At 65.8% G+C, this 25,337-nt stretch carries 24 protein-coding genes; 3 read left to right on the forward strand and 21 right to left on the reverse strand.

The features are described 5' to 3' along the window. Positions 1 to 144: 144 nt before the first annotated feature. Entirely contained in the window at positions 145 to 471 is a 327-nt protein-coding gene (locus QX128_RS11680) for a hypothetical protein (protein WP_316183332.1), read from the reverse strand. A 391-nt stretch (positions 472 to 862) separates the two neighbouring features. Next, positions 863 to 1,792, reverse strand: coding sequence for a hydrogen peroxide-inducible genes activator (locus tag QX128_RS11685; protein WP_315803486.1), 930 nt, complete (start codon positions 1,790 to 1,792; stop codon positions 863 to 865). 228 nt (positions 1,793 to 2,020) lie between these two features. Here QX128_RS11685 and katG point away from each other — a divergent pair, with 228 nt between their 5' ends. After that, the gene (katG, locus tag QX128_RS11690; RefSeq protein ID WP_316237513.1) at positions 2,021 to 4,201 is read left to right on the forward strand and encodes a catalase/peroxidase HPI; all 2,181 of its coding nucleotides are present in this window, start codon (positions 2,021 to 2,023) and stop codon (positions 4,199 to 4,201) included. A gap of 95 nt (positions 4,202 to 4,296) precedes the next feature. Here the strand turns inward: katG and QX128_RS11695 are convergent, their stop codons facing one another. Next, positions 4,297 to 5,112 (reverse strand): lytic murein transglycosylase, encoded by an 816-nt coding sequence (locus QX128_RS11695; RefSeq protein ID WP_316237514.1) that lies wholly within the window; start codon positions 5,110 to 5,112, stop codon positions 4,297 to 4,299. 592 nt (positions 5,113 to 5,704) lie between these two features. On the opposite strand from QX128_RS11695, the gene QX128_RS11700 reads away from it, so the two are divergent. Then, entirely contained in the window at positions 5,705 to 6,292 is a 588-nt protein-coding gene (locus tag QX128_RS11700; RefSeq protein WP_316237515.1) for a PepSY domain-containing protein, read from the forward strand. A 9-nt stretch (positions 6,293 to 6,301) separates the two neighbouring features. Here QX128_RS11700 and QX128_RS11705 read toward each other — a convergent pair whose 3' ends face one another. From QX128_RS11705 to QX128_RS11745, 9 genes are all read right to left on the reverse strand, one after another. Further along, positions 6,302 to 6,994, reverse strand: coding sequence for a helix-turn-helix domain-containing protein (locus QX128_RS11705; RefSeq protein WP_315803482.1), 693 nt, complete (start codon positions 6,992 to 6,994; stop codon positions 6,302 to 6,304). A gap of 148 nt (positions 6,995 to 7,142) precedes the next feature. Beyond that, positions 7,143 to 7,865, reverse strand: coding sequence for an HAD-IA family hydrolase (locus QX128_RS11710; RefSeq protein ID WP_315803481.1), 723 nt, complete (start codon positions 7,863 to 7,865; stop codon positions 7,143 to 7,145). Next, positions 7,862 to 8,806 carry a CbbX protein gene (gene cbbX / locus QX128_RS11715; RefSeq protein WP_315803503.1) on the reverse strand — a complete coding sequence of 315 codons (945 nt, stop codon included), beginning with the start codon at positions 8,804 to 8,806 and terminating at the stop codon, positions 7,862 to 7,864. The genes QX128_RS11710 and cbbX overlap by 4 nt, the downstream gene beginning before the upstream one ends. 162 nt (positions 8,807 to 8,968) lie before the next feature. Then, the gene (locus QX128_RS11720; protein ID WP_315803480.1) at positions 8,969 to 9,388 is read right to left on the reverse strand and encodes a ribulose bisphosphate carboxylase small subunit; all 420 of its coding nucleotides are present in this window, start codon (positions 9,386 to 9,388) and stop codon (positions 8,969 to 8,971) included. Positions 9,389 to 9,463: 75 nt separating this feature from the next. Continuing rightward, positions 9,464 to 10,924, reverse strand: a complete 1,461-nt coding sequence (locus QX128_RS11725) for a form I ribulose bisphosphate carboxylase large subunit (RefSeq protein WP_315803479.1) — start codon at positions 10,922 to 10,924, stop codon at positions 9,464 to 9,466. A 35-nt stretch (positions 10,925 to 10,959) separates the two neighbouring features. Further along, complete coding sequence (gene fba, locus QX128_RS11730; protein WP_315803478.1) at positions 10,960 to 12,042, reverse strand: class II fructose-bisphosphate aldolase; 1,083 nt, start codon at positions 12,040 to 12,042, stop codon at positions 10,960 to 10,962. 44 nt (positions 12,043 to 12,086) lie between these two features. Further along, the gene (tkt, locus tag QX128_RS11735; protein WP_316237516.1) at positions 12,087 to 14,114 is read right to left on the reverse strand and encodes a transketolase; all 2,028 of its coding nucleotides are present in this window, start codon (positions 14,112 to 14,114) and stop codon (positions 12,087 to 12,089) included. Then, entirely contained in the window at positions 14,111 to 14,986 is an 876-nt protein-coding gene (locus tag QX128_RS11740; protein ID WP_315803476.1) for a phosphoribulokinase, read from the reverse strand. The genes tkt and QX128_RS11740 overlap by 4 nt, the downstream gene beginning before the upstream one ends. Positions 14,987 to 15,021: 35 nt before the next feature. Further along, on the reverse strand, positions 15,022 to 16,077 hold the full coding sequence (locus tag QX128_RS11745) for a class 1 fructose-bisphosphatase (protein WP_315803475.1): 1,056 nt from the start codon (positions 16,075 to 16,077) through the stop codon (positions 15,022 to 15,024). 146 nt (positions 16,078 to 16,223) lie between these two features. On the opposite strand from QX128_RS11745, the gene QX128_RS11750 reads away from it, so the two are divergent. Further along, positions 16,224 to 17,144: a LysR family transcriptional regulator gene (locus tag QX128_RS11750; RefSeq protein WP_315803474.1), complete on the forward strand. Its 921-nt coding sequence runs from the start codon at positions 16,224 to 16,226 to the stop codon at positions 17,142 to 17,144. A gap of 48 nt (positions 17,145 to 17,192) precedes the next feature. On the opposite strand, the gene bchJ is transcribed toward QX128_RS11750, so the two are convergent. The 9 genes from bchJ to puhA all read right to left on the reverse strand — a co-directional run bounded on the left by bchJ (position 17,193) and on the right by puhA (position 25,331). Next, positions 17,193 to 17,903, reverse strand: coding sequence for a bacteriochlorophyll 4-vinyl reductase (bchJ, locus tag QX128_RS11755; RefSeq protein WP_316237517.1), 711 nt, complete (start codon positions 17,901 to 17,903; stop codon positions 17,193 to 17,195). A gap of 171 nt (positions 17,904 to 18,074) precedes the next feature. Next, positions 18,075 to 19,679 carry a magnesium-protoporphyrin IX monomethyl ester anaerobic oxidative cyclase gene (gene bchE / locus QX128_RS11760; RefSeq protein ID WP_316237518.1) on the reverse strand — a complete coding sequence of 535 codons (1,605 nt, stop codon included), beginning with the start codon at positions 19,677 to 19,679 and terminating at the stop codon, positions 18,075 to 18,077. A 95-nt stretch (positions 19,680 to 19,774) separates the two neighbouring features. Continuing rightward, a complete protein-coding gene (hemA, locus tag QX128_RS11765) occupies positions 19,775 to 20,986 on the reverse strand; it encodes a 5-aminolevulinate synthase (RefSeq protein WP_316183322.1) in 1,212 nt (403 codons plus the stop codon). Further along, positions 20,983 to 22,035, reverse strand: coding sequence for a putative photosynthetic complex assembly protein PuhE (puhE, locus tag QX128_RS11770; protein ID WP_316217392.1), 1,053 nt, complete (start codon positions 22,033 to 22,035; stop codon positions 20,983 to 20,985). Before puhE ends, hemA begins: the two co-directional genes overlap by 4 nt. Before the next feature lie 13 nt (positions 22,036 to 22,048). Next, positions 22,049 to 23,110 carry a magnesium-protoporphyrin IX monomethyl ester (oxidative) cyclase gene (gene acsF, locus QX128_RS11775; protein ID WP_316217393.1) on the reverse strand — a complete coding sequence of 354 codons (1,062 nt, stop codon included), beginning with the start codon at positions 23,108 to 23,110 and terminating at the stop codon, positions 22,049 to 22,051. Beyond that, a complete protein-coding gene (locus QX128_RS11780; protein ID WP_316183319.1) occupies positions 23,107 to 23,412 on the reverse strand; it encodes a hypothetical protein in 306 nt (101 codons plus the stop codon). The genes acsF and QX128_RS11780 overlap by 4 nt, the downstream gene beginning before the upstream one ends. Then, entirely contained in the window at positions 23,409 to 23,888 is a 480-nt protein-coding gene (puhC, locus tag QX128_RS11785) for a photosynthetic complex assembly protein PuhC (protein WP_316183318.1), read from the reverse strand. The genes QX128_RS11780 and puhC overlap by 4 nt, the downstream gene beginning before the upstream one ends. Before the next feature lie 13 nt (positions 23,889 to 23,901). Beyond that, complete coding sequence (gene puhB, locus QX128_RS11790; RefSeq protein ID WP_316217394.1) at positions 23,902 to 24,555, reverse strand: photosynthetic complex putative assembly protein PuhB; 654 nt, start codon at positions 24,553 to 24,555, stop codon at positions 23,902 to 23,904. Further along, on the reverse strand, positions 24,552 to 25,331 hold the full coding sequence (puhA, locus tag QX128_RS11795) for a photosynthetic reaction center subunit H (RefSeq protein WP_316237519.1): 780 nt from the start codon (positions 25,329 to 25,331) through the stop codon (positions 24,552 to 24,554). The genes puhB and puhA overlap by 4 nt, the downstream gene beginning before the upstream one ends. Positions 25,332 to 25,337: the final 6 nt, after the last annotated feature.

The raw sequence follows: 25,337 nt of genomic DNA on the forward strand, positions 1-25,337 counted from the left end.
CTGGCGCAGCCGTCACGTCCATCGCAGCCCACCTCAACGTATCGTGACGACGCGTACGTCCCTCTGCTCGAGGCGGGGTACGCACAGATAAGCACAATTTCTGAAATTACGCAATATAATTATTATTACCGGAAGATCAAGCGATCAGCGCGGGCAACGGGACGAGGCCGACCGGTCGGTCAGGATGTCGCGCGCGGCCACCGCGATCCGCCGACACAAGGACAGCGCCGTCTCCTTGTCCTTGACATGGAATATCCCGTCGCTGATCAAGCGGTCGTCGAGCCAGGCGCGAAACGCCTGTTCGCTGTCCGGCGTGAACGTCCCCTCCTCGTAGATAAAGCCGCTCAGCGGGCCTTCAATCACGTAGTCGGTGTCGGCGGCATATTGAGAGGGACGCGCACATTGCGCCCAGATGCGGCCGTCAGCGTCGACAAAGGCCAGGACGCCATCATCACGCTCGTCAATTTTCACCCGAACCTCCTCGCCACATCCCCGAACGAGCTCTCTCCTTGCGAGCGCAGCGAAGCAAGCCAGAACCATGGCGGGACTCTGGGTTGCCTCGTCGCGTCGCTCCCCGCAATGACGGAGGCCCTCATGTCGAAGCGGCTCAGGCATGGACCGTTCTCCAGGTGCGCAGCCTCGATCAGCAATCGGCGCGAGCGGCGAGCCAACCGACCGAGATCACGATCCGGCGGCATCGCCACCCCGCGTGCGCGTCGGACGTTCGACCGCTCGCGGAGATCGATACAAGACTTATGCCATGGAAAGCCGCACGTGACGGGCCACGACGACGGATCGTTCCTACACGGCGCGGGCGGGACGCAGCAGGGATGGCGTCAGCCGGCGTCGTCACGCGCGGCGCTCAGCCGCGCCGCTTGCGGCCCTGCGCTGCCGCGGCCTGCTTGCGCAGACCCTCGGCCGCGCTGCCGACGATCTCGGAAATCTGCATCAGTTGCTTGGCGAGCGGGCTGGTCTTGCGCCAGACCATGCCGACCGTGCGCTGCGGCTGCGGATCGGCGAAGCGCGCCAGCGACACCGACGCCGAGCGCGTCTCGACGCCGACCGCCATCTCCGGAATCAACGTCACGCCCATGCCGGCGCCGACCATCTGCACCAGGGTCGACAGCGAGGAGGCATCGAGCATCTCGCGCGGCGCCTGCATGTTGCAGAACGACAGCGCCTGGTCGCGGAAGCAGTGCCCCTCCTCCAGCAACAGCAGCCGCATCTCGCGCAGCATCTCGCTGCTCGGCACGTCAGCGCCTTCATATTCCGGCGGCCGCACCAGCAGGAAGTTCTCCGCGAACAGCGCGACCTCGGTCAGCGAGGGCTCCGAGACCGGCAGCGCGACGATCGCCGCATCGAGGCGGCCCTCGACCAGTTCCTCGATCAGGGTCGGCGTCTTGGACTCGCGGACGTGGATGTCGATCTCGGGATGCTTGCGCGTCAAGTTCCCGATCACCTTGGGCAACAGATAAGGCGCGACAGTCGGGATCATGCCGAGCCGCAGCCGGCCGGTGAGCTTGTCGCGCGAGGCGCGGGCGAAGTCGCCGAGCTCGTCGACCGAGCGCAGGATCTCGCGGACGCGTTCGGCGAGCTGCTCGCCGAACCGGGTCAGCACGACCTGACGGGCGTTGCGCTCCAGCAGCACGCCGCCGAGCGCCTCCTCCATCTCCTTGATCTGCATCGACAGCGCCGGCTGCGAGATCGCGCAGGCCTCGGCGGCGCGGCCGAAATGCCCCAGACGCGCCAGCGCGTCAAAATAGCGAAGCTGCCGCATCGTCAGATGTATCATCAGATTATCTTATCGCTCATCGACGCGAAGTCAATTTTCCCTGACCACAATCCTGGGGTGCGCCGCCAAGGTCCGGCGTCGCTCTGCGTCTGGACGGCGTCACACCGCGCTCATCAGATAATCTTATCGTTAGGATCATCAATCTCAATTTCCCCTGATCGAAATAGCCGCGTAGGGTCCCGGCTCCCACCCCAGGGGGAACCATGACGATCACGTCAGGAGGCAAACATGGATGACGTCAGCAAGTGCCCGTTTTCGGGCGGCTTGAAGGGATTTTCGAACAAGGATTGGTGGCCGAACCAGCTCAACCTCTCCGTCCTCCACCAGCATTCGAACCTGTCCGATCCGCTCGGTGAGGCGTTCGATTATTCCAAGGAATTCAAGAGCCTCGATCTCGACGCGCTGGTCAAGGACCTGCATGCGCTGATGACCGATTCGCAGGATTGGTGGCCGGCCGATTTCGGTCACTACGGTCCGCTCTTCATCCGCATGGCCTGGCATGCCGCCGGCACCTATCGCATCGGCGATGGCCGCGGCGGCGCCGGCACCGGTCAGCAGCGCTTTGCGCCGCTCAACAGCTGGCCCGACAACGCCAACCTCGACAAGGCCCGCCGCCTGCTGTGGCCGATCAAGCAGAAGTACGGCCAGAAGATCTCCTGGGCCGACCTGTTCGTGCTGACCGGCAACGTCGCGCTGGAATCGATGGGCTTCAAGACCTTCGGCTTCGGCGGCGGCCGCGCCGACACCTGGGAGCCCGAGCAGGACATCTATTGGGGTCCCGAAGGCAAGTGGCTCGCCGACGAGCGCTACAGCGGCGACCGTCAGCTCGCGGGCTCGCTCGCTGCCGTGCAGATGGGCCTCATCTACGTCAACCCGGAAGGCCCGAACGGCAACCCCGACCCGCTGGCGGCCGCGCGCGACATCCGCGAGACCTTCGCCCGCATGGCGATGAACGACGAAGAGACGGTGGCGCTGATCGCCGGCGGTCATACCTTCGGCAAGACCCACGGCGCGGGTGACGCGTCGCTGGTCGGGGCGGAGCCTGAGGGCGCCGACATCGCGCAGCAGGGTCTGGGCTGGGCCAGCAAATACGGCTCGGGCAAGGGCGGCGACACCATCACCTCCGGCCTCGAGGTGATCTGGACGACGACGCCGACCAAGTGGAGCAACAACTTCTTCTGGAATCTGTTCGGCTATGAATGGGAGCTGACCAAGAGCCCGGCCGGCGCGCACCAGTGGAAGCCGAAGCACGGCGCCGGCGCCAACACGGTGCCGGACGCACACGACAAGTCCAAGCGCCACGCGCCGTCGATGCTGACCACCGACCTCGCGCTGCGCTTCGATCCGGACTACGAGAAGATCTCGCGCCGCTTCATGGAGAATCCGGATCAGTTCGCCGACGCCTTCGCCCGCGCCTGGTTCAAGCTGACCCATCGCGACATGGGCCCGAAGGTGCGCTACCTCGGCCCGCTGGTGCCGAAGGAAGACCTGATCTGGCAGGATCCGGTGCCGGCCGTCGATCATCCGCTCGTGGATGACAGGGACGTCGCGTCGCTGAAGGCAAAGATCCTCGCCTCGGGCCTGTCGGTGTCTCAGCTGGTCTCGACCGCCTGGGCTTCGGCCTCGACCTTCCGCGGCTCGGACAAGCGCGGCGGCGCCAATGGCGCGCGCATTCGTCTGGCCCCGCAGAAGGACTGGGCGGTCAACAATCCGGCCGAGCTTGCCAAGGTGCTCTCGACGCTCGAGGGCATCCAGAAGGAGTTCAACGCGCAGGCCAGCGGCGGCAAGAAGGTGTCGCTCGCCGACCTGATCGTGCTGGCCGGCAATGCCGGCGTCGAGGCGGCCGCCAAGAAGGCCGGCGTCGAGGTGACGGTGCCGTTCGCGCCGGGCCGCACCGACGCCTCGCAGGAGCAGACCGACGTCGAATCGTTTGCGGTGCTCGAACCGACCCATGACGGCTTCCGCAACTATCTCAGCGGCAAGCAGTGGCTGTCCGGCGAGGAGCTGCTGGTCGACAAGGCGCAACTGCTCACCCTGACCGCGCCGGAGATGACCGTGCTGGTCGGCGGCCTGCGCGTGCTCGGCGCCAACGCCAACGGCTCCAAGCATGGCGTGTTCACCGCGCAGACCGAGACGCTCTCCAACGACTTCTTCGCCAACCTGCTCGACATGAGCGTGGCCTGGCGTCCGGTCGATCAGGGCGAGCACACCTTCGAGGGCCGCGACCGCAAGACCGGCGCGATCAAGTGGACGGCCACCCGCGCCGACCTCATCTTCGGCTCGCACTCGCAACTGCGCGCGCTGGCCGAGGTCTATGCGAGCTCGGATGCCAAGCAGAAGTTCGTCAAGGACTTCGTCGCCGCCTGGACCAAGGTGATGAACCTCGACCGGTTCGAGCTGAAGGCCTGAGGCGAGACGCCGACTGACTGCTCATACAGAGAAGCGGCGCTTCAGCGATGAAGCGCCGCTTTTTTGATGGAACAGGCTTATCAGTCGCGAGCCTGTCAGCGCGCCGCGGCCGAGCCGCCGCCGTCGATCTGGCGGCCCATCAGCGCGATCGCCTTCTGATAGACGCCGGCGGCGTTCCAGGCCTCGATGGCTGCGAAGTTCGGCTCGCCCGGCTGATATCCGGCGCCCGCCTTCCAGCCATTGGCACGCAGGAAGTTCGCCGTCGAGGTGAGCGCATTGGCGGCGACGTCGAGATTGCCGACGCCATAGGCCAGGATGTTCTTCGGCATGAACTGGGTCTGCCCGACCTCGCCATGCATCGAGCCGCGGGTGTTGCCAGACAGAATGCCGCGGTCGACCAGCTTGAGCGCGGCATAGAGCTGGTCGGTGAAGAACTCCGGACGGCGGCAGTCATAGGCGAGCGTCGCGATCGAGGACAGCATGTGCTGATTGCCGCGCTGGCTGCCAAACGCGCTCTCCATGCCCCAGATCGCGATCAGCGGTCCGGGCGGCACGCCGTAGCGCTGCTCGATCGAGGCGAACATCGCGGCCTGCGACTGCTTGAGCTGGCGCCCGCGCGCGACGATCGCAGCAGCGCCGCGCTTGACGAGGAACTGATCGAGCGACAGCGAGAAGCTGCGCTGGCCACGATCGGCCGCGATCGTCGCCGAGGCGTAGTTGGTCTGCATCAGCGCGGATATCGCGGTGCCGCCGACGCCCTTCGCCCTCGCCTCCTCGCTGAACTCGCGCTTCCACGCCTCGAACCCCGCCGGCGACGAGCCGCACTGCGCCGCCTGCGCAACGCCGCCGCAGGCAGCGAGCAGCGTCGCGGCGGTGAACGTGAAGGTGATCATGGCCCGGCGTTTGCTCATTCAGACTCCTCTGGTCGCGTCCGCCGATGCGGCTCGCACCATTATCCTGCGGGACATCGGACGCCGCTGGCGGCGGTCATATCGGCTGCCCCGGTTTGCAACGGCGACAACCTATCGGAAATGGAAGAAAATCATAGCCGGGCGGGAATTAGCCGCAGATGAACGAGCGTCGACCATCGCCTGTGTGCGCACCAGCGCCGCTGGCGGAACCGATCGCCATGCGGGTTCCAACGATCGCCTTCTGAAATCGCGATGCCCGGCTGCGGCCGCATCGGAGTTCGGCCCACCCGGCATTATTATACGGTTTCGTTTAGCGAGAGCGGCGTGAGACGCGCGGGCGCGTTCGCGCATGGACGGGTGCGTCACCAACGTCGAGATCGTCGGCCTCGACGACGATCTCCGCTCCGCTCGTCCGCGGCCTCGAGAGCCGCGCAGGAATGGGTCTCTTCTGGATCCAGACACCTCCCGGGGGAGCCAACCTTGACAGGTCCTCCGGCCGTCATTATAAAACGATACAGTTTCGTTTTATCGCAACCGTTTCCCAAGGGAATGCTCTACAAGCACCGACCGAGATCGGAGACAGCAGGCCGTCATGAAACGAATCATTCTTTTGAGCTTGATCCTGCTGTCGTGGACTCCCCTGGCGCACGCCGTCGCCGGGACCGGCAGCGGCATGCAGACCGAGAGGGATCCACAAGTCTCCACCGATCCGGCACTGAGTCAGGAGACGATCGATCGCGAGCTCGACAAGTTCCGGCGGACGGAGGTGTCACTGCACCAGGCGCTGCGGATCGCCGAGAGGATTCATCCGGGCTCCAAGACCGCGGACATCAGCTTCGAAGGTGGGCTCGACGCCCCCGTCTACAAGGTCCGAACCCTGCAGAGCGGACGGATCTGGGAATCCGACATCGACGGCACCACGGCAAAGGTGCGCAACAGCGTGCTGTTCTCCACCGTGGATGGACTGAGCGAAAGCGACCGTAACAGCCTGGCTGCCCTCACCACGGTCCGGCTCAGGATGTCGGATGCGATTCGGATCGCCGAGCGCTCGGCGGCCGGCCGGGCGATCAGTGGCGGCCTGATGAACAAGGACGGCAAGCTCGCCTTCGTCGTGGTCGTCGTCAGCGGCAACGATCTCAAGCAGGTGACGCTCGAACCGTCATCGCTGCGGCGACGCTGATCGCGCCGCTCACGCCTTCGGCTGCAGCGTCAGGAACGTCTTGACCCGGTCACGGACGAAGCCGGGCAGCTCCCTGCGGATCGTCCTTTCGCTCTCGCCCATGAGCGAGCGCATGATCACCGGCATGACGATCAGATCGATGAAGATCTCGGCAGAGGCGGCCGACGCCTTCGACGGCGTCCGGCGGGCGGTCGTGGCCGAGGCGCCGATCGTCTCGCCGAGCAGCACCGCCACGGCATGGGCGGCCCGTTTGCGTGAGACGTCATGAAACTGACAACTGAGATCGGGAAACCGGTAAGCCTCCCCGATCGTGACCCGTAACAATCCCAGCGAGTCCTTCAGCGCGCGATCGACGATGGCGATGGCAAGTCCGACCAGTTTCTCCTGTGCGGTGCCGGCCACCGGCGTGTAGGATCCCAGATTCATCACGTCGTTGATGGAGCGCGCGACGACGGCGGCAAACAAGGCGGCCTTGCCGGTGTATCGGGCATAAATCGTCGGCTTGCTGGCGGGGGCGCGTTCAGCGATCTCGTCGATGCTGGCACCGTCGAAGCCACGCTCGAGAAACACCGCGCGCGCAGCGTCCAGAATACGCTCCTCGATGTTTCCAGCGAGCGCCTTCGGCGGCCGTCCCACCCGCCCGCGAAACGCTTCCGTGCGGGCAACGTCCGTACGTTTCAATTTGGCCTGCGTGCGGGCCATACTCAACGACCTCGACTCGACATGAAGACATGTCGTCAAGGGATTACACGTTCTTGTCGAGACGGCAATAGAACGACCACGCCACGCGGCTATGCGCATGGTGGCGTACATAATCGGCAACGTATCACCACAAACACCTCAAAATACCTCAGGCAACAAACTCCCCGAGGTCATCGAGCACGGCGAGCGCACCGTCGAACGTGTCGTCATGAAAGTAGAGGCTGCGCGTGATCAGCACGGGAACGCCGGCGCGGGTCGCAGCCATCAACCCGTTACCGGAGTCCTCGATCGCGATGCAACTGGCCGCGGGTAGATCGAGCTGCGACAAGACCTCCAGGTAGACATCCGGTGCGGGCTTCTTGCGCGCGACATCGTCGGCCGCCACGACGGCGGCAAATCCTGCCTCCCAGTCGGCGCCCAGCACGGGCGCCAACAGGGCATCGATATTGCCGCGCGTGGTCGTCGTCGCGATCGCGAGCCGCTGCCCGCGGGCCGAGGCAGCCTCCAGCAAGGCTTGAACGCCCGGGCGCAACGGGCAGCCCTTGTCGGCCATCAGCGCGGCAAACCGCTCCGTCTTGATGCGATGAAGCCGGGCAACGACGGCGTCGCTGAGCGGCGGACCCGTGCGCCGCATCTGGTCGAACGCACGGACGCGCTCCTTGCCACCGGTGACACGCAGCAACTCCTTGTAGATGCGGCGGCCCCAGTGCCAGTCGATGCCCACCGCGACGAACGCCTCATTGAAGGCCTCGCGATGGATCTCCTCGGTCTCGGCCATCGTGCCGTCGACGTCGAAGATCAGTGCGCCGGCGTCGGCGATGCGGCGCCGGAGGTCGTCGAGCGGCGCGTTCCTCACCAGAGCCAGACTCATGATTGCGCCTCCACCCTGCCGTCTCCCGCGTCGGCCCCCTTGGCGAACACGCGGCTTGCCAGCACGTCGCTGGCTTCGATCGACATCACGTCATCGGACGTCAGCACGCGGTCGAGCCGCGACACCAGCCGGTTGGCCTGGCGCAGGCGGATCCGATCGAGCGCGTTGCGGATCGAGCGCGCGTTGGAGAACAAGGGCTGGGTGCGCCGGACGGCGATGTACTTCTCGAAGGCGGCGCGGGCCTCCGGCGTGAAGCGGTAATTCTGCCCCTCCAGCATCATCTCGGAGATCGTCAGCAGCTCGGCTTCCGAATAGTCGGGGAAGTCGATGTGGTGGGCGATGCGCGAGCGGAAGCCGGGATTGCTCTGGAAGAACTTCTCCATCCGGTCGGCATAGCCGGCAAGAATGACCACGAGGTCCTCGCGCTGCGACTCCATGATCTGCAGCAGGATCTCGATCGACTCCTGGCCGTAGTCGCGCTCGTTCTCGGGACGGTAGAGATAATAGGCCTCGTCGATGAACAGGACGCCGCCCATCGCCTTCTTCAGCACCTCCTTGGTCTTTGGCGCGGTGTGGCCGATATATTGGCCGACGAGATCGTCGCGGGTCACGCTGATGACGTGGCCGCGGCGGACGAAGCCCAGCCGATGCAGGATGCCGGCCATGCGCAGCGCGACCGTGGTCTTGCCGGTGCCGGGATTGCCGGTGAACGACATGTGCAAGGTCGGAAACGTCGTCGCCAGCCCCATCTTGCGGCGGATCCGCTCCATCATCAGCAGCGAGGCGATTTCGCGGATTCGCGTCTTGACCGGGGTGAGCCCGACCAGCTCGCGGTCGAGCTGCTCCAGCACGGGTGCGATGTCGACGCTCTCGAACTCGCGGCGCAGGTCGACGGTGTCGACCGGCGTGGCCTTGTCGGCATCCGCCTGCGTGGCCTGCATCATGGGCTGGTGCTCCGCTTGGCCGAAGTTCGCACACGCTGGCGGCAGATCCTCCCGCGAACTCCGGCAAGCAGGGGACGCCGTCGAATCGGACTTGATCAATGCGGCAGAGCCGGCGCTGAAGTCCCCTCCCCGACGGGATGGGACTTCAGCGCGGTATTCTTATGAGTAGCGCTCGCCTTCAGGGCGCTCGGCCGCATAGGACCGCGTCGAGTAACGCAGATTGCGTCCGACGGTTTCCTGACGATCGAGCCGGAAGCCCGGCTCGTGCTGCGGCCGGTTGACGATGAAGGACAGCCGGATCGACTCCCAGCCATGGCTGGAGTCGAAGGCCGAGATGCGGATGTAGCGGTCGCCGTAGATCTTCCGGCACTCGGACAGCTCGCGCATGATGCCGGCGGCGTCGCGCAGGTCGAACATCGGCAGGCCCCACATCTCCCAATAGGTGTTGCGGGGATGCGGATCGTCGGTGAACTCGATGTTCACGGCCCAATTCTTCTCGAGGCAGTACTGGATCTGGGCCGTGATCTGCTCGTCGGTCAGGTCGGGCAGGAAGGAAAAGCAACCCTGGGTCACGCGCATGTTGAAATCTCCTGATGTTGTGCTGCCGGGCGAGCCGATGTCCGGCCCGCAGCACGGCGACGCATCGAACGTGGTTCAAGCGGCGGGGGTGACGGTCGGCACGAAGTCCGGCGAGTCCGTCGATTCGTAGTTGAAGGTGACGTCCTTCCAGATCTCCAGCGCCTCGCGCAGCGGCGTGCAGGTCTGTGCCGCCTTGGCCAGGATCTCAGGACCTTCATGCACGTAGTCGCGGCCCTCATTGCGGGCCAGGATCATCGCCTCCAGCGCGACGCGGTTGGCAGTCGCACCGGCGGCGATGCCGCGGGGATGGCCGATGGTGCCGCCGCCGAACTGCAGCACGACGTCCTCGCCGAGCAGGTCGAGCAACTGGTGCATCTGGCCGGCATGGATGCCGCCGGAGGCCACCGGCATCAGCTTGTTCAGGCTCGCCCAGTTCTGGTCGAAGAACACGCCATGCTCCAGCCGCATCGGGTTGAAGTCCTCGCGGCAGATGTCGTAGTAGCCGCGGGTCGTGTTGGGATCGCCTTCGAGCTTGCCGACCACGGTGCCGGCATGGATGTGGTCCACGCCCGCGAGCCGCATCCACTTGGCGATGACGCGAAACGACACGCCATGCGAGCGCTGCCGGGTGTAGGTCGAGTGCCCGGCGCGATGCAGATGCAGGATCATGTCGTTCCGGCGCGCCCACTTCGCCATCGACTGGATCGCGGTGTAGCCGATCACGAGGTCGATCATGATGATCGTCGAGCCGAGCTCCTTGGCGAACTCGGCACGCTCATACATGTCCTCCATCGTCGCCGCTGTCACGTTGAGGTAGGTGCCCTTGATCTCGCCGGTCGCCGCCTGCGCCTTGTTGACCGCCTCCATGCAATACAGGAAGCGCTCGCGCCAATGCATGAAGGGCTGCGAGTTGATGTTCTCGTCGTCCTTGGTGAAGTCGAGTCCGCCCTTCAGCGCCTCGTAGACCACGCGACCGTAGTTGCGGCCGGACAGGCCGAGCTTCGGCTTGACGGTGGCGCCGAGCAAGGGACGGCCGAACTTGTCGAGCCGCTCGCGCTCGACGACGATGCCGGTCGCCGGCCCCTGGAACGTCTTCACATAGGCCACCGGCAGCCGCATGTCTTCGAGCCGCAGCGCCTTCAGCGGCTTGAAGCCGAACACGTTGCCGATGATCGAGGCCGTCAGGTTGGCGATCGAGCCCGGCTCGAACAGGTCGAGATCATAGGCGATGTAGGCGAAATAGCTGCCCGGCGAGCCCGGCACCGGCTCGACCCGGTAGCACTTGGCGCGATACTTCTCGGCGGCGGTCAGGCGGTCGGTCCACACCACGGTCCAGGTCGCGGTCGAGGATTCACCGGCGACGGCAGCGCACGCCTCGACCGGGTCGACGCCATCCTGCGGCGTGACGCGGAACAGCGCGATGACATCGGTGTCCTTGGGCTGGTAGGACGGCTCCCAGTAGCCCATCTTCTTGTATTCCATCACGCCGGACTTGTAGCGATCCTTGCCGCGGACGGTGATCGATTGGTCGTTCATGTGTTCCTCCTGAATGTTCATTATCGCCGTTGATGTCAGGCAGCTTCAGTCATTCCCCCAATTCGCGGATCGAGCGCGCCGGAGCGGTAGCGCTTGGCCATCTCCGACAGCGGCAGCACCTTGATCTTCGAGGCGTTGCCGGCGGCGCCGAACTGCTCGAACCGCTCGCGGCAGAGATCACGCATCGAGTCCATCGCCGGCTTCAGGAACTTGCGCGGATCAAACTCGACCTTCGACGACGCGCCGACCTTGCGGAAGATCGCGGTCATCGCCAGCCGGCAGTCGGTGTCGATGTTGACCTTGCGGACGCCGTGGCGGATGCCACGCACGATCTCCTCGACCGGCACGCCCCAGGTCTGCGGCATCTCGCCGCCGAACTGGTTGAACATGTCCTGCAGGCTCTGCGGCACCGAGGACGAGCCGTGCATGACGAGATGCGTGTTCGGCAGCCGGCGATGGATCTCCTCGATGACGTTCATGGCGAGGATCTCGCCATCCGGCTTGCGCGAGAACTTGTAGGCGCCATGCGAGGTGCCCATCGCGATCGCCAGCGCATCGACCTTGGTGGCGCGGACGAAATCGACCGCCTGGTCGGGATCGGTCAGCAGTTGGTCGCGGCTGACCTTGCCCTCGAGGCCGTGGCCGTCCTCCTGCTCGCCGCCGCCATGCTCGAGCGAGCCCAGCACGCCGAGCTCACCCTCGACCGAGGCACCGACCCAATGCGCCATGTCGGTGACGCGGCGGGTGATGTCGACGTTGTAGTCGTAGTCGGCGGCCGTCTTGGCATCGGCCTTGAGCGAGCCGTCCATCATCACGGACGTGAATCCGTATTTGATCGCGGTGGCGCAGGTCGCCTCGTCGTTGCCGTGGTCCTGATGCAGGCAGAGCGGGATCTGCGGATACATCTCCTCCAGCGCGTCGATCATCTTCGACAGCATGATGTCGCCGGCATAGGTGCGCGCGCCGCGCGAGGCCTGGATGATCACGGGGGCATCGACCGCCGCGGCCGCCTCCATGATCGCGAGCCCCTGCTCCATGTTGTTGATGTTGAACGCCGGCACGCCGTAGCCGCGCTCGGCCGCATGGTCCAGCAATTGTCTGAGCGTGATCCGCGCCATGTTGGTCTCCGTCCCTGTTTCGATGTTCTGTATGGTGGCGCGGCTCAGGACGCCCGCGCCCGGATGATGTTGCGCATCGCCGCATCGGCGACCGCCGCAGGCGTGATGCCGAATTCGCGGTACAGCACCTCGGCCGGCGCCGAGGCGCCGAAGCCGTGCATGCCGACGAACTCGCCTGCATCGCCGAGCCAGCGCGCCCAGTCACCCTCGATCGCGGCTTCGACTCCGATGCGTGGCGCAGCGCCGAGCACCTCGGCGCGATACTCGGCGGACTGCTTGCGGAACAGCTCGAAGCAGGGGGCCGACACCACGGCCGCCTGGACGCCTTCGACCGCCAGCAGCTTGGCCGCCTCCAGCGCGATCGCCACCTCCGAGCCGGTCGCAATCAAGGTCACGTCGCGCCCAGCCTCGGGCTCGACGACCACGTAGGCGCCGAGCGCCACCTTGTTTTGATCAGATGCTTCGGTACGGAACGCCGGCAGCCCCTGCCGCGACAGGCACAGCACCGACGGCGAGGTCTCCGCACGCAGCGCGCAGTCCCAGGCTTCCGCCGTCTCGACCGCGTCGGCCGGGCGGAATACCAGGAGGTTCGGAATGGCGCGCAGGCTCGCGACATGCTCGACCGGCTGATGCGTCGGGCCGTCCTCGCCGAGGCCGATGGAATCGTGCGTCATCACGTGAATGACGCGGATGCCCATCAGCGCGGCCAGGCGAATCGCCGGCCGGCTGTAGTCGGCAAAGGCAAGGAAGGTGCCGCCATAGGGAATGAAGCCGCCATGCAGCGCGATGCCGTTCATGGCCGCAGCCATCGCGTGTTCGCGCACACCATAGTGGATGTAGTTGCCATCCATCGCGGCCGGTGTGACGGATTTGTGCGTCTTCGCTTTGGTCAGGTTGGAGTGGGTCAGGTCCGCCGAGCCGCCGAGCAGGTTCGGCAGCACCGTCGCGATCACATCGATGACGTTCTGCGACGCCTGGCGGGTGGCGATCTTCGGCCGCTCGGCCGTGAGCTGCGCGATGAACTGCGCCATGCGCTCGGCATAGGCGGCCGGCAGCTTCCTGTTCAGCGCGTCATGGCAGGGCGACCGGTCCGCGGTGCACAGCCTGCGCGCACGCTCCTTCCAGGCCTGGCGCACGTTGCGGCCGCGCGCGCCGATCTCGCGCCAGCTCACCAGCACGTCGGCCGGGACCTCGAACGGACGGTGCGGCCAGTGCAGTGCCGCGCGGGTCTTTTCGACCTCTTCCGACCCGAGCGGCGCGCCATGCGCCTTCTCCGAGCCCTGCCGTCCGGGTGAGCCGAAGCCGATCGTGGTCCGGCACGCGATCATGCTGGGGCGGTTGCTCTGCCGCGCCGCAGCGATCGCAGCCTCGATGGCTTCGGGATCATGGCCGTCGATGCGGGACGTCGCCCAGCCCGACGCGGCGAAGCGTCCGAGCTGATCATCCGAGCAGGCGAGATCGGTCGAGCCGTCGATCGAGATGCCGTTGTCGTCGAACAACACGATCAAGCGATTCAGCTTGAGATGACCCGCGAGCGAGATCGCCTCGTGGCTGATGCCCTCCATCAGGCAGCCGTCGCCGGCGATCACGTAGGTGTAGTGATCGACCAGATCGTCGCCATAGCGCGCGTTCATCAGGCGCTCGGCGAGCGCCATGCCGACCGCCGTCGCGATGCCCTGCCCGAGCGGACCGGTGGTGGTCTCGACGCCGGGCGTGTGGCCATACTCCGGATGGCCCGGCGTCTTGGCGCCCCATTGCCGGAACCGCTTCAGCTCATCGATCGTGACGGCCTCGTAGCCGGTCAGATGCAGCAGCGCATAGAGCAGCATCGAGCCGTGACCGGCCGACAGCACGAAGCGGTCGCGATCGGGCCAGGCCGGATCGGCGGGATCGAATTTCATGAAGCGCGAGAAAAGGACGGTTGCCACGTCGGCCATGCCCATCGGCATGCCTGGATGACCCGATTTCGCCTTTTCGACGGCGTCGATTGCCAGGAAGCGGATGGCGTTCGCCATCTCGGCATGGCTGGGATCGGCTTTCGGAGCCAGCGTCTGCACGGCGTTGGCGGTCATAGCGTGCGCCTCTTTCGGTCCATCAGTTGCATGATCATGGGGGTGAGAATGAGCTGCATCGCGAGATCGAGCTTGGCGCCGTGGATCACGATCGAATTGGCGCGCGACATGAAGCTCTGCGGGATCATCGAGAGCAGATAGGGAAAGTCGATGCCGCGCGGGTTCTTCAGCCGGATCACGACCATCGATTCATCGGGCGTCGGGATCCAGCGGGCAACGAACGGGTTCGAGGTGTCGACCGTCGGCACACGCTGGAAGTTGATATCGGTCTCCGAGAACTGCGGGATGATGTAGTTCACGTAGTCTGGCATGCGGCGCAGGATCGTGTCGGTGACCGCCTCGGTCGTGTAGCCGCGCGACGCGCGGTCGCGGTGCAGCTTCTGGATCCACTCCAGGTTCATCACCGGAACAACGCCGATCTTCAGATCGGCGTGCTGCGCGATGTTGACCTTCTCGGTGACGACCGCGCCGTGCAGGCCTTCGTAGAACAGCAGGTCGGAGTCCTCCGGCAGCCGGCTCCACTCGGTGAAGTTGCCGGGCCTCGTGTCGTAGAGCCGCGCCTCCTCCTCGTCGTGGACGTAGTGGCGCGTCATGCCGGTGCCGGTCTCGGAGTAGTCGCGGAAGGTCTTCTCGAGTTCCTCGAACAGATTGGTGTCGGGGCTGAAATGGCTGAAGTGCTTGTTGCCGAGCTCGGCCTCCTCGACCATCTTGCGGCGCATCTCCTCGCGATTGTAGCGATGGAAGGCATCGCCCTCGATATAGGCCGCCTTGACGTTCTCGCGGCGGAAGATGTTCTCGAAGGTCTTCTTGACCGACGTGGTGCCGGCGCCCGACGAGCCGGTGATCGAGATGATGGGATGACGACGTGACATGAACTTTCTCCGGAAGGCGCGTTCGGCAGGCAGGCTCAGCGGAACAGGCCGCGCCGCGCGAACAGGGGCGCATCGCTGGTTTCGAACAGCGGCTCGATGCCCTCATGCAGTTGGTCGACGTCGCGGACGAGGCGGACGTCGCCCATGATCAGCGGCGCGCGCTGATGCGGCGAGCGCGCCGACAGTTCGAGGATGCGCGCGCGGCCGCTCGAGGCCGAGCCGCCGGCCCATTCCATGATCAGCGCCATCGGATGCGCTTCGTAGACCAGCCGCAGCCGGCCCTCGCGATAGCCCGGGCGGGAGTCGGCCGGATAGAGGAACACGCCGCCGCGCATCAGGATACGATAGGCCTCGGCGACCAGCGAGGCGATCCAGCGCATGTTGAAGTCGCGGCCGCGCGGGCCGGCGGCGCCCGACAGGCATTCGTCGACATAGTTGCGCACGGTCCCGCTCCAGTGCCGGCGGTTCGACGCGTTGATGGCGAACTCCGGCGTATCCTGCGGGATGCGGATCCCGGACTTGGCGAGCATGAACTCGTGCAAGGTCGGATGCAGGACGTAGAGATCGACGCGATGGTCGATCGCGAGCACCAGGCAGGTCTGCGGTCCATAGACGAAGAAGCCGGCGGCGAGCTGTGCCGTGCCGGGCTCGAAGAAGCTGGAGAGCACGTCGCGCCCCCGCGGGCGGATCGAGAAGATGGTGCCGACGGAGATGTTGTTCTGCAGGTTCGACGAGCCGTCGAGCGGATCTATCGCCACGCAAAGTGGGGCAGCAGCATTGACCGTTTCCGGCCGGTCGCCCTCTTCGGACAGGATGCCGGCGACTGGAGCCCGGCGCAGCGCATCCCGCATCAGGTTGTCGGCGACGATGTCGAGCGCCTTCTGGACGTCGCCGTCGGCGTTCACGGTGGCGGCGCCTTCGTCGACGCCGGACAGCGGCGCCACCGCGATCTGCCGCGCGAGCTCGCGCGCCGCCCCGGCCAGAGCCGCGATGACCGCGGCGCAATCGGCGTCGGCACCCTGCGCCGCCAGATGTGCCTGCAATGTCTGATGATGATCCATCTGGTGATCCATGGGCCACTCCCTCGCCATCAGATCCTCTGCCGGGAACTTGATGAAGCCGCACGAATGCGTCGTGCCGCGCTGCTATCAACACTCGATTTGCCTAATTAGGGAAATTTCAATATCTTTGGATAGACCAAAGTTTTCCTTATGTGAACGATCTCATCGAGGGTTCCATGAGCCGGCATTTCTCGCGCGATCTCACCATCCGCCAGCTTCGGGCGCTGGCCGCCGTGCAGAACTCGGGGTCGGTGACGTCAGCGGCCGGCCGTTTGAACCTCACTCAGCCTGCCGTCACCCTGCAGATCCGCAATCTTCAGGAGCTCGCCGGGCTGCCGCTGATCCAGCGCACCACCGACGGCATGATCCTGACCGAGGCCGGGCGCAGCGTGCTGGCGCTGGCCGAACGCGTCGAGGCCGCCTTGCAGGATTGCGAGCAGGCGCTCGACATTCTCGCCGGACGCAGCGGCGGCCGCGTGGCGATCGGCGCGGTCAGCACCGCGAAATATTTCGTGCCGTTTGCGATCGCGGAATTTTCGCGGCGCTTCCCCAAGATCGACGTCACCTTGCGGATCGGCAACCGCGACAGCCTGCGCGAGGCGCTGCGCGGCTATGATCTCGACATTGCCATCATGGGCCGGCCACCGGCCGACGTTCCCGTGGATATGCGGCCCTTCGGCAAGCACCCGCACATCATCATCGCCCCCGCCAACCACCGGCTGGCGCGCCGCAAGCGGATCGCGGCCGAGGATCTCGCCGGCGAGGTGTTCATCACCCGGGAGCCGGGATCAGGCACCCGTCTGCTGATGGAGGCATTCTTCGAGAAGCATGGTCTGAAGCCAAAGACCAGCATGGAGATGGACAGCAACGAGACCATCAAGCAGGCCGTCATCGCCGGCCTCGGCATCGCCTTCATCTCGCAGCACACGGTCGCCCATGAGCTCAGCGAGGGGCGGCTGGTCACGTTGAAGGTCGCGGGCCTGCCGATCATCCGGCAGTGGCACGCGGTGCGGCGTGCCGACAAGCTGCTGCTGCCGCCGGCGCAGGCGATGCTGGACTTCCTCGGCAAGGAAGGCGCGCGATTTCTGCCGAGCTGAGCGCCGCACCCGGTGCCAAGGCGGCGTCGCGTCTCGCATGGCGCCGTCTCACCAATCGATCTCGAACCGGCAGGCCTCGTCACCCCAGGCTTCGCAGGCGATCTCACGCGCATGGGCGTCGGGGTGCACGAGCGTTGCGAACAGCGTCTCGAAGGTCGCAGCGTAGAAGTCGCAGATGGCGTGATCGCCGTGATGGCCGCGGCACAGCGGACAATGGCTGATCTGGTAGATGGTGGGCCGGCCCGGGCGTGCGGTGAAGGTGCCGGTCCCGGCAAACGTCCAGGCATGCGCGGATATCGCCCGCGTCAGCGCGCGGCTCGCGAGCCGGGCCGGCAGCAGCCGGAGCACATGTTGCGCCGCGCCGGGGATGCGATGCGCAAGCAGATAGGCGCCGGTCAGCCGCCCTGCCCTGGTGCTGACGGCACGCGCGGTCTCGTCGTCGAGCTCGGTCCGAAGCGCACGATGGAGCCGCGAGACCTCGGCTTCGTCGACCATCGCCGCTGGAGGCGTCGCGAGATAGGTGTCGAGCCGCGCGGCCGCGAACACGCAGCGCGCGGCCTCCTCGCCGTGCAGCAGACGCAAGGCTTCCGCGGTCTGGATGATCGCATTGGGGCCGATGCGCCCGGCCTGGTGGAGATCATCGGCGTCTTGCTCACGTCCTGGGTCAGTGGCGTGCCTTCCACCGTTCTTCGAGACGCCCGCCTCCGGCTGGCTCTTCAGGACGAGGGCTGTTTGCGAGGCGCCATGAGAGACCCTCATGGTGAGGAGCGCCGCTTGCGGCGCGTTCGGGCGATGCCTTCGCATCGCCCTGAGAACCATGAGGCCCGGGACGGCGCCGACTTCAAAGTTCCTGCGGCAGCGCACGAGGCGTGACTGGCTGCCGCCGAAGCGCGCGGCAACTGAAGTTGCTGAGCGCACGTGCCGTGCATGTCAGTGCACCCTCGTCTCGGCCTCTTCGCTCATCTGCTCGGTGCCGCCGCCGCAGGCCATCAGTTGCGCCTGCTGCGGTCCGCTCAGCTTGCGATTATGGCTCGTCTTCCATTCGATCTTGCCGGGATCAGCGCGCTTGCGCGACGTATCGAAGCCGAAATCGACCTTGCCCTTGGACTGCGGCCCCCAGTAATTGACGCGGCCAAGATCGTAGAATTTCCGCTCGAAGCCGGATTTCAGGAACGCCTTGAGGCAGCCGAGCAGATAGCGCCTGCGCTCGCCCGAGCCGGCCCACGGGTACGAGAACAGCGCCTTGTGCATGTAGAAGCGGCGGTAGTTGTTCATGACGCCGTCGAGCAGCTCGCCGCGATCCATTGCGTCGGGCTTCATGATCGGCGTGACGAAATTGTACTTCTCGTAGTCGAAGATCTCGACCTTGTCGCCGAGGTCGCGGAACAGGTCGGAGAATGGCCACGGCGTGTACATCGCCCAGTTGGCGAGGTCCGGCCTCCAGTCGCGCGCCATCTGGTAGGTCTCTTCCAGGGTCTCGCGGGTCTCGTTCTCGAGGCCGACGATGAACTGCGCCTCGACGACGATGCCGGCGTCGCGCAAGAGCTGGATCGCCTTCTTGTTCTGCGCGACCGTGGTCTCCTTGTTGAAGCGGTCGAGCTTCATCTGTGCGGCGGCTTCCGTACCGAGCGAGACGTGGATCAGGCCGGCCTTGCGATACAGCGGCAGCAGCGCCTCGTCGCGCAGGATGTCGGTGACGCGGGTGTTGATGCCCCAGAGGATCTTGAGGTCGCGGCGGATCAGCTCCTCGCAGAAGGCTATGAACTTCTTCTTGTTGATGGTCGGCTCCTCGTCGGCGAGGATGAAGAAGCCGACATCGTGCTCGCGCATCAGTGTCTCGATCTCGTCGACCACCCTCTTCGGGTCTCGGATGCGATAGTCGCGCCAGAACTTCCACTGCGAGCAGAAGCTGCAGGTGAACGGGCAGCCGCGCGCCATGTTGGGGATGGCGACGCGCTTGTTCATCGGGATATAGATGTATTTGCTCCATTCGAGCACGCTCCAGTCGGGCGTGATCGCATCGAGATTCTTCACCGTCGGCGCCGCCACCATGGCCACCACCTCCGAGCCGTCGCGATAGGCGATGCCCCTGATGCTGCGGCGGTCGTTGTCCCAGCGGCCGTCCTCGCGGGCGCGCATCAGGTCGACGATGATCTCCTCGCCCTCGCCGCGCACGATGGCGTCGATCCACGGCGCCTCGGTCAGCACCTGCTGGTACATGAAGGTGGCGTGGATGCCGCCGAGCACGGTGAGCGCGTCGGGATGCTCTTCCCTGGCGATCTCCAGCAGCCGCTCGGCCTTGTAGATCGAGGGTGTGATCGCGGTGCAGCCAATCACGTCAGGCTGTTCGCTGCGCAGAATGGCGCGGACCTGATCCTCGGAGAGATCGTTGGTCATCGCATCGATGAAGCGAAGGTCCGTGAAGCCCGCGGCCTTCAGCGCGCCGGAGATGTAGGCCGCCCAGGCCGGCGGCCAGTTGCCGGCGATCTCGGCGCCGCCGGAGTGATAATTCGGATGCAGCAACAAGATCCGCACGGCGTTCTCCCCGATTATCAATTTGTCCAACAATCATAACGTCAAGTTAGATTGACAAATTGATATGGCTCAAACGCCGTGCGATTCCTCTTCCGTCAGGCCGCCAGCGCGAGGCCCATCTCGGCCCAGATCTCCGAGAGCGCCGACACCAGATGCTCGATGTCCGCATCGGAGTGATAAGGCGACGGCGTGATGCGCAGCCGCTCGGTGCCGCGCGGCACCGTCGGATAGTTGATCGGCTGCACATAGATTCCGTAGCGGTCGAGCAGGACGTCGCTGATCCGCTTGCACAGCACGGGGTCGCGCACCATCACCGGCACGATGTGGCTGGGATTGTCGAGATGGCTGACGCCGGCCTCGTCGAGCCGGCGGCGCAGCCGCGCGACGCGGTCTTGATGCCTTGCACGCTCGACATTGCTCGCCTTGAGATGCCGGATGCTGGTGAGCGCGCCGGCGGCGACCGCGGGGGGCAGCGAGCTGGAGAAGATGAATCCGGAGGCGAAGCTGCGGACGAAATCGCAGACGGTGCTGGATGCCGTGATGTAGCCGCCGATCACGCCGAACGCCTTGGCGAGGGTGCCCTCGATCACGGTCAGGCGATCGGCGACGCCGTCGCGCTCCGAGATGCCGCCACCGCGCGGACCGTACAGGCCGACGGCGTGGACCTCGTCGAGATAGGTCATGGCGTTGTATTCGTCGGCGACGTCGCAGATATCGGAGATCGGCGAGATGTCGCCGTCCATCGAATAGACGCTCTCGAACGCGATCAGCTTCGGCGCCTTGGGATCGAGATCCGACAGCTTGTCGCGGAGATCGGCGACGTCGTTGTGGCGCCAGATCCGGGTCTCGCAGCGGCTGTGACGGATGCCCTCGATCATCGAGGCGTGGTTGAGCTCGTCGGACAGGATCACGCAGCCGGGCATGCGCGCCGCCAGGGTCGACAGCGAGGTCCAGTTCGAGACGTAGCCCGAATTGAACAGCAGCGCGGCCTGCTTGCCGTGGAGATCGGCGAGCTCTTCCTCCAGCAGCACATGATAGTGATTGGTGCCGCTGATGTTGCGGGTGCCGCCGGCGCCGGCGCCGCAGCGGTCGAGCGCCTCGTGCATCACCTCCAGCACCTTGGGGTGCTGGCCCATGCCGAGATAGTCGTTGGAGCACCACACCGCGACATCGCGCTCGCCATGGGGGCCACGATAGGTCGCACGCGGGAAGGCGCCGGCCTTGCGCTCGAGGTCGGCGAACACGCGGTAGCGTCCTTCGCGCCTGAGACCGTCGAGCTGGCGGCGGAAATAGTCTTCGTAGTTCATGGTACTCCCCCCTGTGCTGTGTTCGGATCGACCGGCGGCGTGACCGACACCGCGGCCAGTCCCGTGATGGTTTGCGCCTGCGCGTCAGCGCGGGCCTGGCGATAGGCCTGGCGAAACTGTTCTTCGAGCCGCTGCCGCGCCAGGGCCGCAGCAGTCTTCTGCGCCGACATCGACGTCTTTGGCGCAGGCATGGGGCGCTCCACCTCAGACGTGGCCGGCACGACGGCCAGCACCGGACGCGCCATCGGCATCACGGGCGCCGGTGCAGGGATGGCAGCGACGGTCGCCATCGCGGGCTCGACTGGCGCGCTCCAGCGCCACAGATTGATCACCGGCATCGGCAGCGCCATGAAGCCATGCTCGAGCAGGCCGAGCGCGATCAACGAGGCGAGCAGTGACAGCGCGACGCCGTCGAAAGAGGATTTGGCGCCGAGCGCGGCAGCAGCGACCAGCACGGTCGCGGTGGTCGCCGCGGCAATCGAGAATGGGAACAGCAGGTTGGTCGACTTCTTGGCGAAATAGCTGCGCATGAAGCGGACCTGCTGCGGCAGCAGTTCGTCGTTCAAGGTGCGCACGCCGAGGAACAGATTGATCTTCGCGCTCTGCCTGAGCACCAGCAGCGCGGCGAAGGTCCACCAGCTCAAACGGTTGGGCGCGCCCGATGTCACCGCGAAGACGAGGCCAGCGGTCGCGATCAGCGCCAGCTCGTGATAGGCGATCGCCTGCAGCGCGAAGCCGACGCGCGAGGCCGGCGTGCAGTCGCGCGGGCACGGCTCCGGCCGCGGGCCGGTGATCCAGCCGGCGAGCAGCGACATCTCCACCGTGCCCCACAACAGGATCGCGCAGGTGAAGGCGCAATAGGCGTTGGCATCCTCGGCGGCCTGGCTCGACACCGCGACGCCCGACAGGGCCGCGACGAACGCCGCGGCCGTGCCCCATTTGAACGCGGCCGGATGGCGGGCGGCGAGCCCGACCAACGCCAGCACGGCGCCGGTCGAGAACCACCAGACGAACACGACATAGGGAATGGCAATCGCGGTCGCGCCCATGGCCGGCTCCTTGTCACCAGGCGGGTTGCAGCCTGATCTCCCGTGGCAGCGCGTTGCTCTTGGCCGGCAGCATGTAGAGCCGGCCGAAGGTCAGCGCCGCCTTGAGCGGCAGCACGGCGCGCTTGAGCGTGCCCATGATGCCGCCCTGCGCCTTGGCATCCGCAATCGCCTCCGATATCTCGCGCAGCCGCTTCAGGCCGTCCCAGAAGCGCGGATTGTCGATGTCGAGCATCACCGGGAAGACCTGGCGCGAGATCTCCGAGGTGATGCGGAACACCCGCATGTCGTACTCGTCCACCGGCATGCCCAACGCCTCGTAGAAGGCGGGGCGCATGTGGTCGCGGACATGCATGGTGGCGAACACCGCGAGCAGGAAGAACTTGATCCAGAGCTTGTTGAGGCCGCTCAGCAGCTTCGGATCGGCGCGCATCAGCAGCGCGAACGCCTCGCCGTGGCGGAACTCGTCGTTGCACCAGCGCTCGAACCACTTGAAGATCGGGTGGAACTGGCGCTCCGGGTGCCGCTCCATCTGCCGATAGATGGTGATGTAGCGGGCATAGCCGATCTTCTCCGACAGATAGGTCGCGTAGAAGATGAACTTCGGCCTGAAGTAGGTGTACTTCTTGGTCTTGGTGAGGAAGCTCAGATCGACGCCGATGCCGTGATCCTTGAGGATTTCGTTGATGAAGCCGGCGTGGCGGGCCTCGTCGCGGCTCATGAACTGGAACAGCTCACGGATGTCGGGATTGGTGATCCGCTTCTTGATCTCGGCATACAGCACGCAGCCGGAGAACTCGGCGGTCAGCGACGACACCAGGAAGTCCTTGAACTCGGCGCGAAGCGCCTCCGGAAGATCGTTGAGATCCTTGTCGAATTCCGCCGTGCGCACGAAGTGCTTGCGGTTGTGGTCGGCGCGCAGCTCGGCCATGACAGCATCCCATTCGCGGCGCACTAGGTCGACATTGAGCCGGTCCATCGCCGCGAAATCGGTGGTGTAGAAGCGTGGCGTAAGGATCGTGTCCTCCAGCGCCATCTTGGTGGAGATATTGCCGGATCCGCCTTCCATTGCGATCATCTGACCCTCCCGTCCGAAAAGCTGACGTCGTACAGTTCCGTGAGCTCGAGATAGCCCGCGACATGCATCATCGCGCGCTTCAAGGGACCGGCCCGAACCACGGTAGCGGTGCGCCGCAAGTTGAGCTGCTCGCCGAACTTGACCGTGATCGGCTCGCCATGAATGACGACCTCGTCACCCGGGCGGATGCCGACATCGCGGTCCAGAGTGACATGCGCGTGCAGCGTTTCCGAGGTCTGCTCGACCTCGATGCTGCAGCCGATCTCGAAGCGGCGCGGCTCGTTGGCCCATAATCCTCTCATCGCGTTTCTCCCATCGTCATCAGCTCCGTGAACCGGCGCTTGTTGTCGTTGCCGAACGACCCGAGATCGACGCGCCGTCCGGTCGCCGGATCGTCCAGGCTCATGCGTCCATCGGACCAGCGGTTGATCGTGAAGGCCGGCCCCGAGCCGATCGCGTGACGTTGGCGGTCGAACGCCATGCTGCGCAGCACCGTGCGCAGGAAGCCGTCGCCGCCGGCCTCGACGACTCCGACCACCTTGCCGCTGTCGGGCGACACGACGGAGATGCCGCCATCGGGACGGTCCTCGAACCGCAGCGCCACCGTTTGCACGGCGACAGCGTGATCGATGTGGACAGTGCCTACACCCGTCCAGCGGCCGACGCCGGCCGCAACCAGGGTGAAGGCAACCAGTGCGAAGGCCGCGCGCAGCGCGCCCTTCGGAATGACGATCTCAGGTTCGGCGTGAACATCGACATGGCTCTCGGCTTGGCTCATGACATCCTCCTGATCACGCCGCGCTGGCGACCGCACCCGCAGGCGACGCGCCTTGCGGCTGTCCGTTGCCCGCGGCGATCGGCTGCGCCGCGACCGCGCCGTCCGAGGCCGCGACCAGCGCCTTTGCGAGGATCTCGGCCGCCTCGCGGGCATCAGGCACGCCACGCAGCATCGGCTCGACCTCGTTCAGCCGCCACGGACGCGCATGCGGCCACAGCAGCAGATAGGACAGCCGCTGCTGGGCGGTGACGCCGAGCGGCAGATCGCCGGAGCCGTCGGAGAACAGCTTCACGTCGGCGCGCGAGACCTGCTTGAACGGCACGTTCAAGGTCATCGGCAGCACGGCACCGAACTGCAGCAGCACGCGCTTGGAGGTGATGGTGTAGCGCGTGGTACGGCTGTAGAGCACCGCGAGCCCGATGAGCAGCAGCGTAGCGATCGCCACCGGCATCGCCAGCGACGACGCACTGGCGAGCGAAGTTGCGAGCGGCTGGTGATCCAGCGTGCCCGTTACCACGCGCGCGCCGAACAGCGCGGCGAAGTAGGCGAGCACCAGGCGCAGGTGGAAGACGCGCAGCAGCAGCGCCTTCACCGTGGGCTGTCCCTGCCACAACAGGCGCTCGCCTGCCGGCAGCATCAGCTGATCCTGGTCCCGACGGGTGCTCACAGCAGCGGCTCCTGGCGTGCAGGGGTCGCATAGAGATGGCCGCCGCCATAGTAGCCGACGATCTTGTCCTCCTCGAGCTTGGTGACCTGATCGGGGCTGGCGAGGCCGGGCACGCTGGCGAATTGCGAGCCGAGGATGGCATCGACCAGCACCGCCTTGCGCGACTTGTCGACCACGCACATGGTCATCGGCAGCAGCACGTGGCGGCCGACGATGCCGTCAACCTCCACTTCGAGATAGCGGATCAGCATCTCTGCGCGGTCGACCCAGACCTCGCGGACCTTGCCGCCGAGCCTGCCGTCGCAGCCGATCACCGGCATGCCGCGCGGATCCGGGTCCTCCGAGGCGATGAAGATGCTGCCGTCGACGCGCAGCGGCACGATCGCCGGGATGTTGTCCATGGTCAGCTCCGGCTCGTCCTTGCGCGCGGCGAAGGAGCCCGGGCCGACGCCGTCGAGCATCGGATTGCCGGTCGGTAGATAAGGCGTGCCGGGCCAGGGATACATCGGCGTGACCGGCGCATCGGCGCGGTCGTTGTCCCAGTTCGGCAGAGTGGCGGTGCGCCCGCCATGCATATGATAGGTCTTGGGTGACGGCGGCGTCGGGAAGCCGTGACCGCTCGACGCCGTCTGCCGGCCGATCCGGCCTTCGAACTGCAGCGGATAGCCTTCGCGCTTGTCCTCGGTGCGCAGGTAGAAGATCAGGCCTGCGAAGAACACCCAGAACCCGTAAAGCACCACCTGGGCGACATCGATGTAGCTCGTGAAAGACGTCATGGCTTC

Source organism: Bradyrhizobium sp. SZCCHNR1015, from assembly GCF_032489875.1.
Taxonomy (GTDB): Bacteria; Pseudomonadota; Alphaproteobacteria; order Rhizobiales; family Xanthobacteraceae; genus Bradyrhizobium.

Bases quoted from the DNA above. Each gene is read 5' to 3' on its own strand.
- tkt (WP_316237516.1), bottom strand. From the start codon at position 14,114: ATGACCGCCAACGCCGTGCAGACGCTGGCTCCGAAAGCCGATCCCAGC.
- QX128_RS11695 (WP_316237514.1), bottom strand. From the start codon at position 5,112: ATGAGCAAACGCCGGGCCATGATCACCTTCACGTTCACCGCCGCGACG.
- bchJ (WP_316237517.1), bottom strand. From the start codon at position 17,903: ATGAGGGTCTCTCATGGCGCCTCGCAAACAGCCCTCGTCCTGAAGAGC.
- katG (WP_316237513.1), top strand. From the start codon at position 2,021: ATGGATGACGTCAGCAAGTGCCCGTTTTCGGGCGGCTTGAAGGGATTT.
- QX128_RS11700 (WP_316237515.1), top strand. From the start codon at position 5,705: ATGAAACGAATCATTCTTTTGAGCTTGATCCTGCTGTCGTGGACTCCC.
- QX128_RS11705 (WP_315803482.1), bottom strand. From the start codon at position 6,994: ATGGCCCGCACGCAGGCCAAATTGAAACGTACGGACGTTGCCCGCACG.
- puhC (WP_316183318.1), bottom strand. From the start codon at position 23,888: ATGAGCCAAGCCGAGAGCCATGTCGATGTTCACGCCGAACCTGAGATC.
- cbbX (WP_315803503.1), bottom strand. From the start codon at position 8,806: ATGCAGGCCACGCAGGCGGATGCCGACAAGGCCACGCCGGTCGACACC.
- QX128_RS11720 (WP_315803480.1), bottom strand. From the start codon at position 9,388: ATGCGCGTGACCCAGGGTTGCTTTTCCTTCCTGCCCGACCTGACCGAC.
- QX128_RS11780 (WP_316183319.1), bottom strand. From the start codon at position 23,412: ATGAGAGGATTATGGGCCAACGAGCCGCGCCGCTTCGAGATCGGCTGC.
- QX128_RS11745 (WP_315803475.1), bottom strand. From the start codon at position 16,077: ATGGCGAGGGAGTGGCCCATGGATCACCAGATGGATCATCATCAGACA.
- puhE (WP_316217392.1), bottom strand. From the start codon at position 22,035: ATGGGCGCGACCGCGATTGCCATTCCCTATGTCGTGTTCGTCTGGTGG.
- QX128_RS11740 (WP_315803476.1), bottom strand. From the start codon at position 14,986: ATGTCACGTCGTCATCCCATCATCTCGATCACCGGCTCGTCGGGCGCC.
- hemA (WP_316183322.1), bottom strand. From the start codon at position 20,986: ATGAACTACGAAGACTATTTCCGCCGCCAGCTCGACGGTCTCAGGCGC.
- puhA (WP_316237519.1), bottom strand. From the start codon at position 25,331: ATGACGTCTTTCACGAGCTACATCGATGTCGCCCAGGTGGTGCTTTAC.
- QX128_RS11725 (WP_315803479.1), bottom strand. From the start codon at position 10,924: ATGAACGACCAATCGATCACCGTCCGCGGCAAGGATCGCTACAAGTCC.
- acsF (WP_316217393.1), bottom strand. From the start codon at position 23,110: ATGATCGCAATGGAAGGCGGATCCGGCAATATCTCCACCAAGATGGCG.
- QX128_RS11685 (WP_315803486.1), bottom strand. From the start codon at position 1,792: ATGATACATCTGACGATGCGGCAGCTTCGCTATTTTGACGCGCTGGCG.
- QX128_RS11710 (WP_315803481.1), bottom strand. From the start codon at position 7,865: ATGAGTCTGGCTCTGGTGAGGAACGCGCCGCTCGACGACCTCCGGCGC.
- fba (WP_315803478.1), bottom strand. From the start codon at position 12,042: ATGGCGCGGATCACGCTCAGACAATTGCTGGACCATGCGGCCGAGCGC.
- QX128_RS11750 (WP_315803474.1), top strand. From the start codon at position 16,224: ATGAGCCGGCATTTCTCGCGCGATCTCACCATCCGCCAGCTTCGGGCG.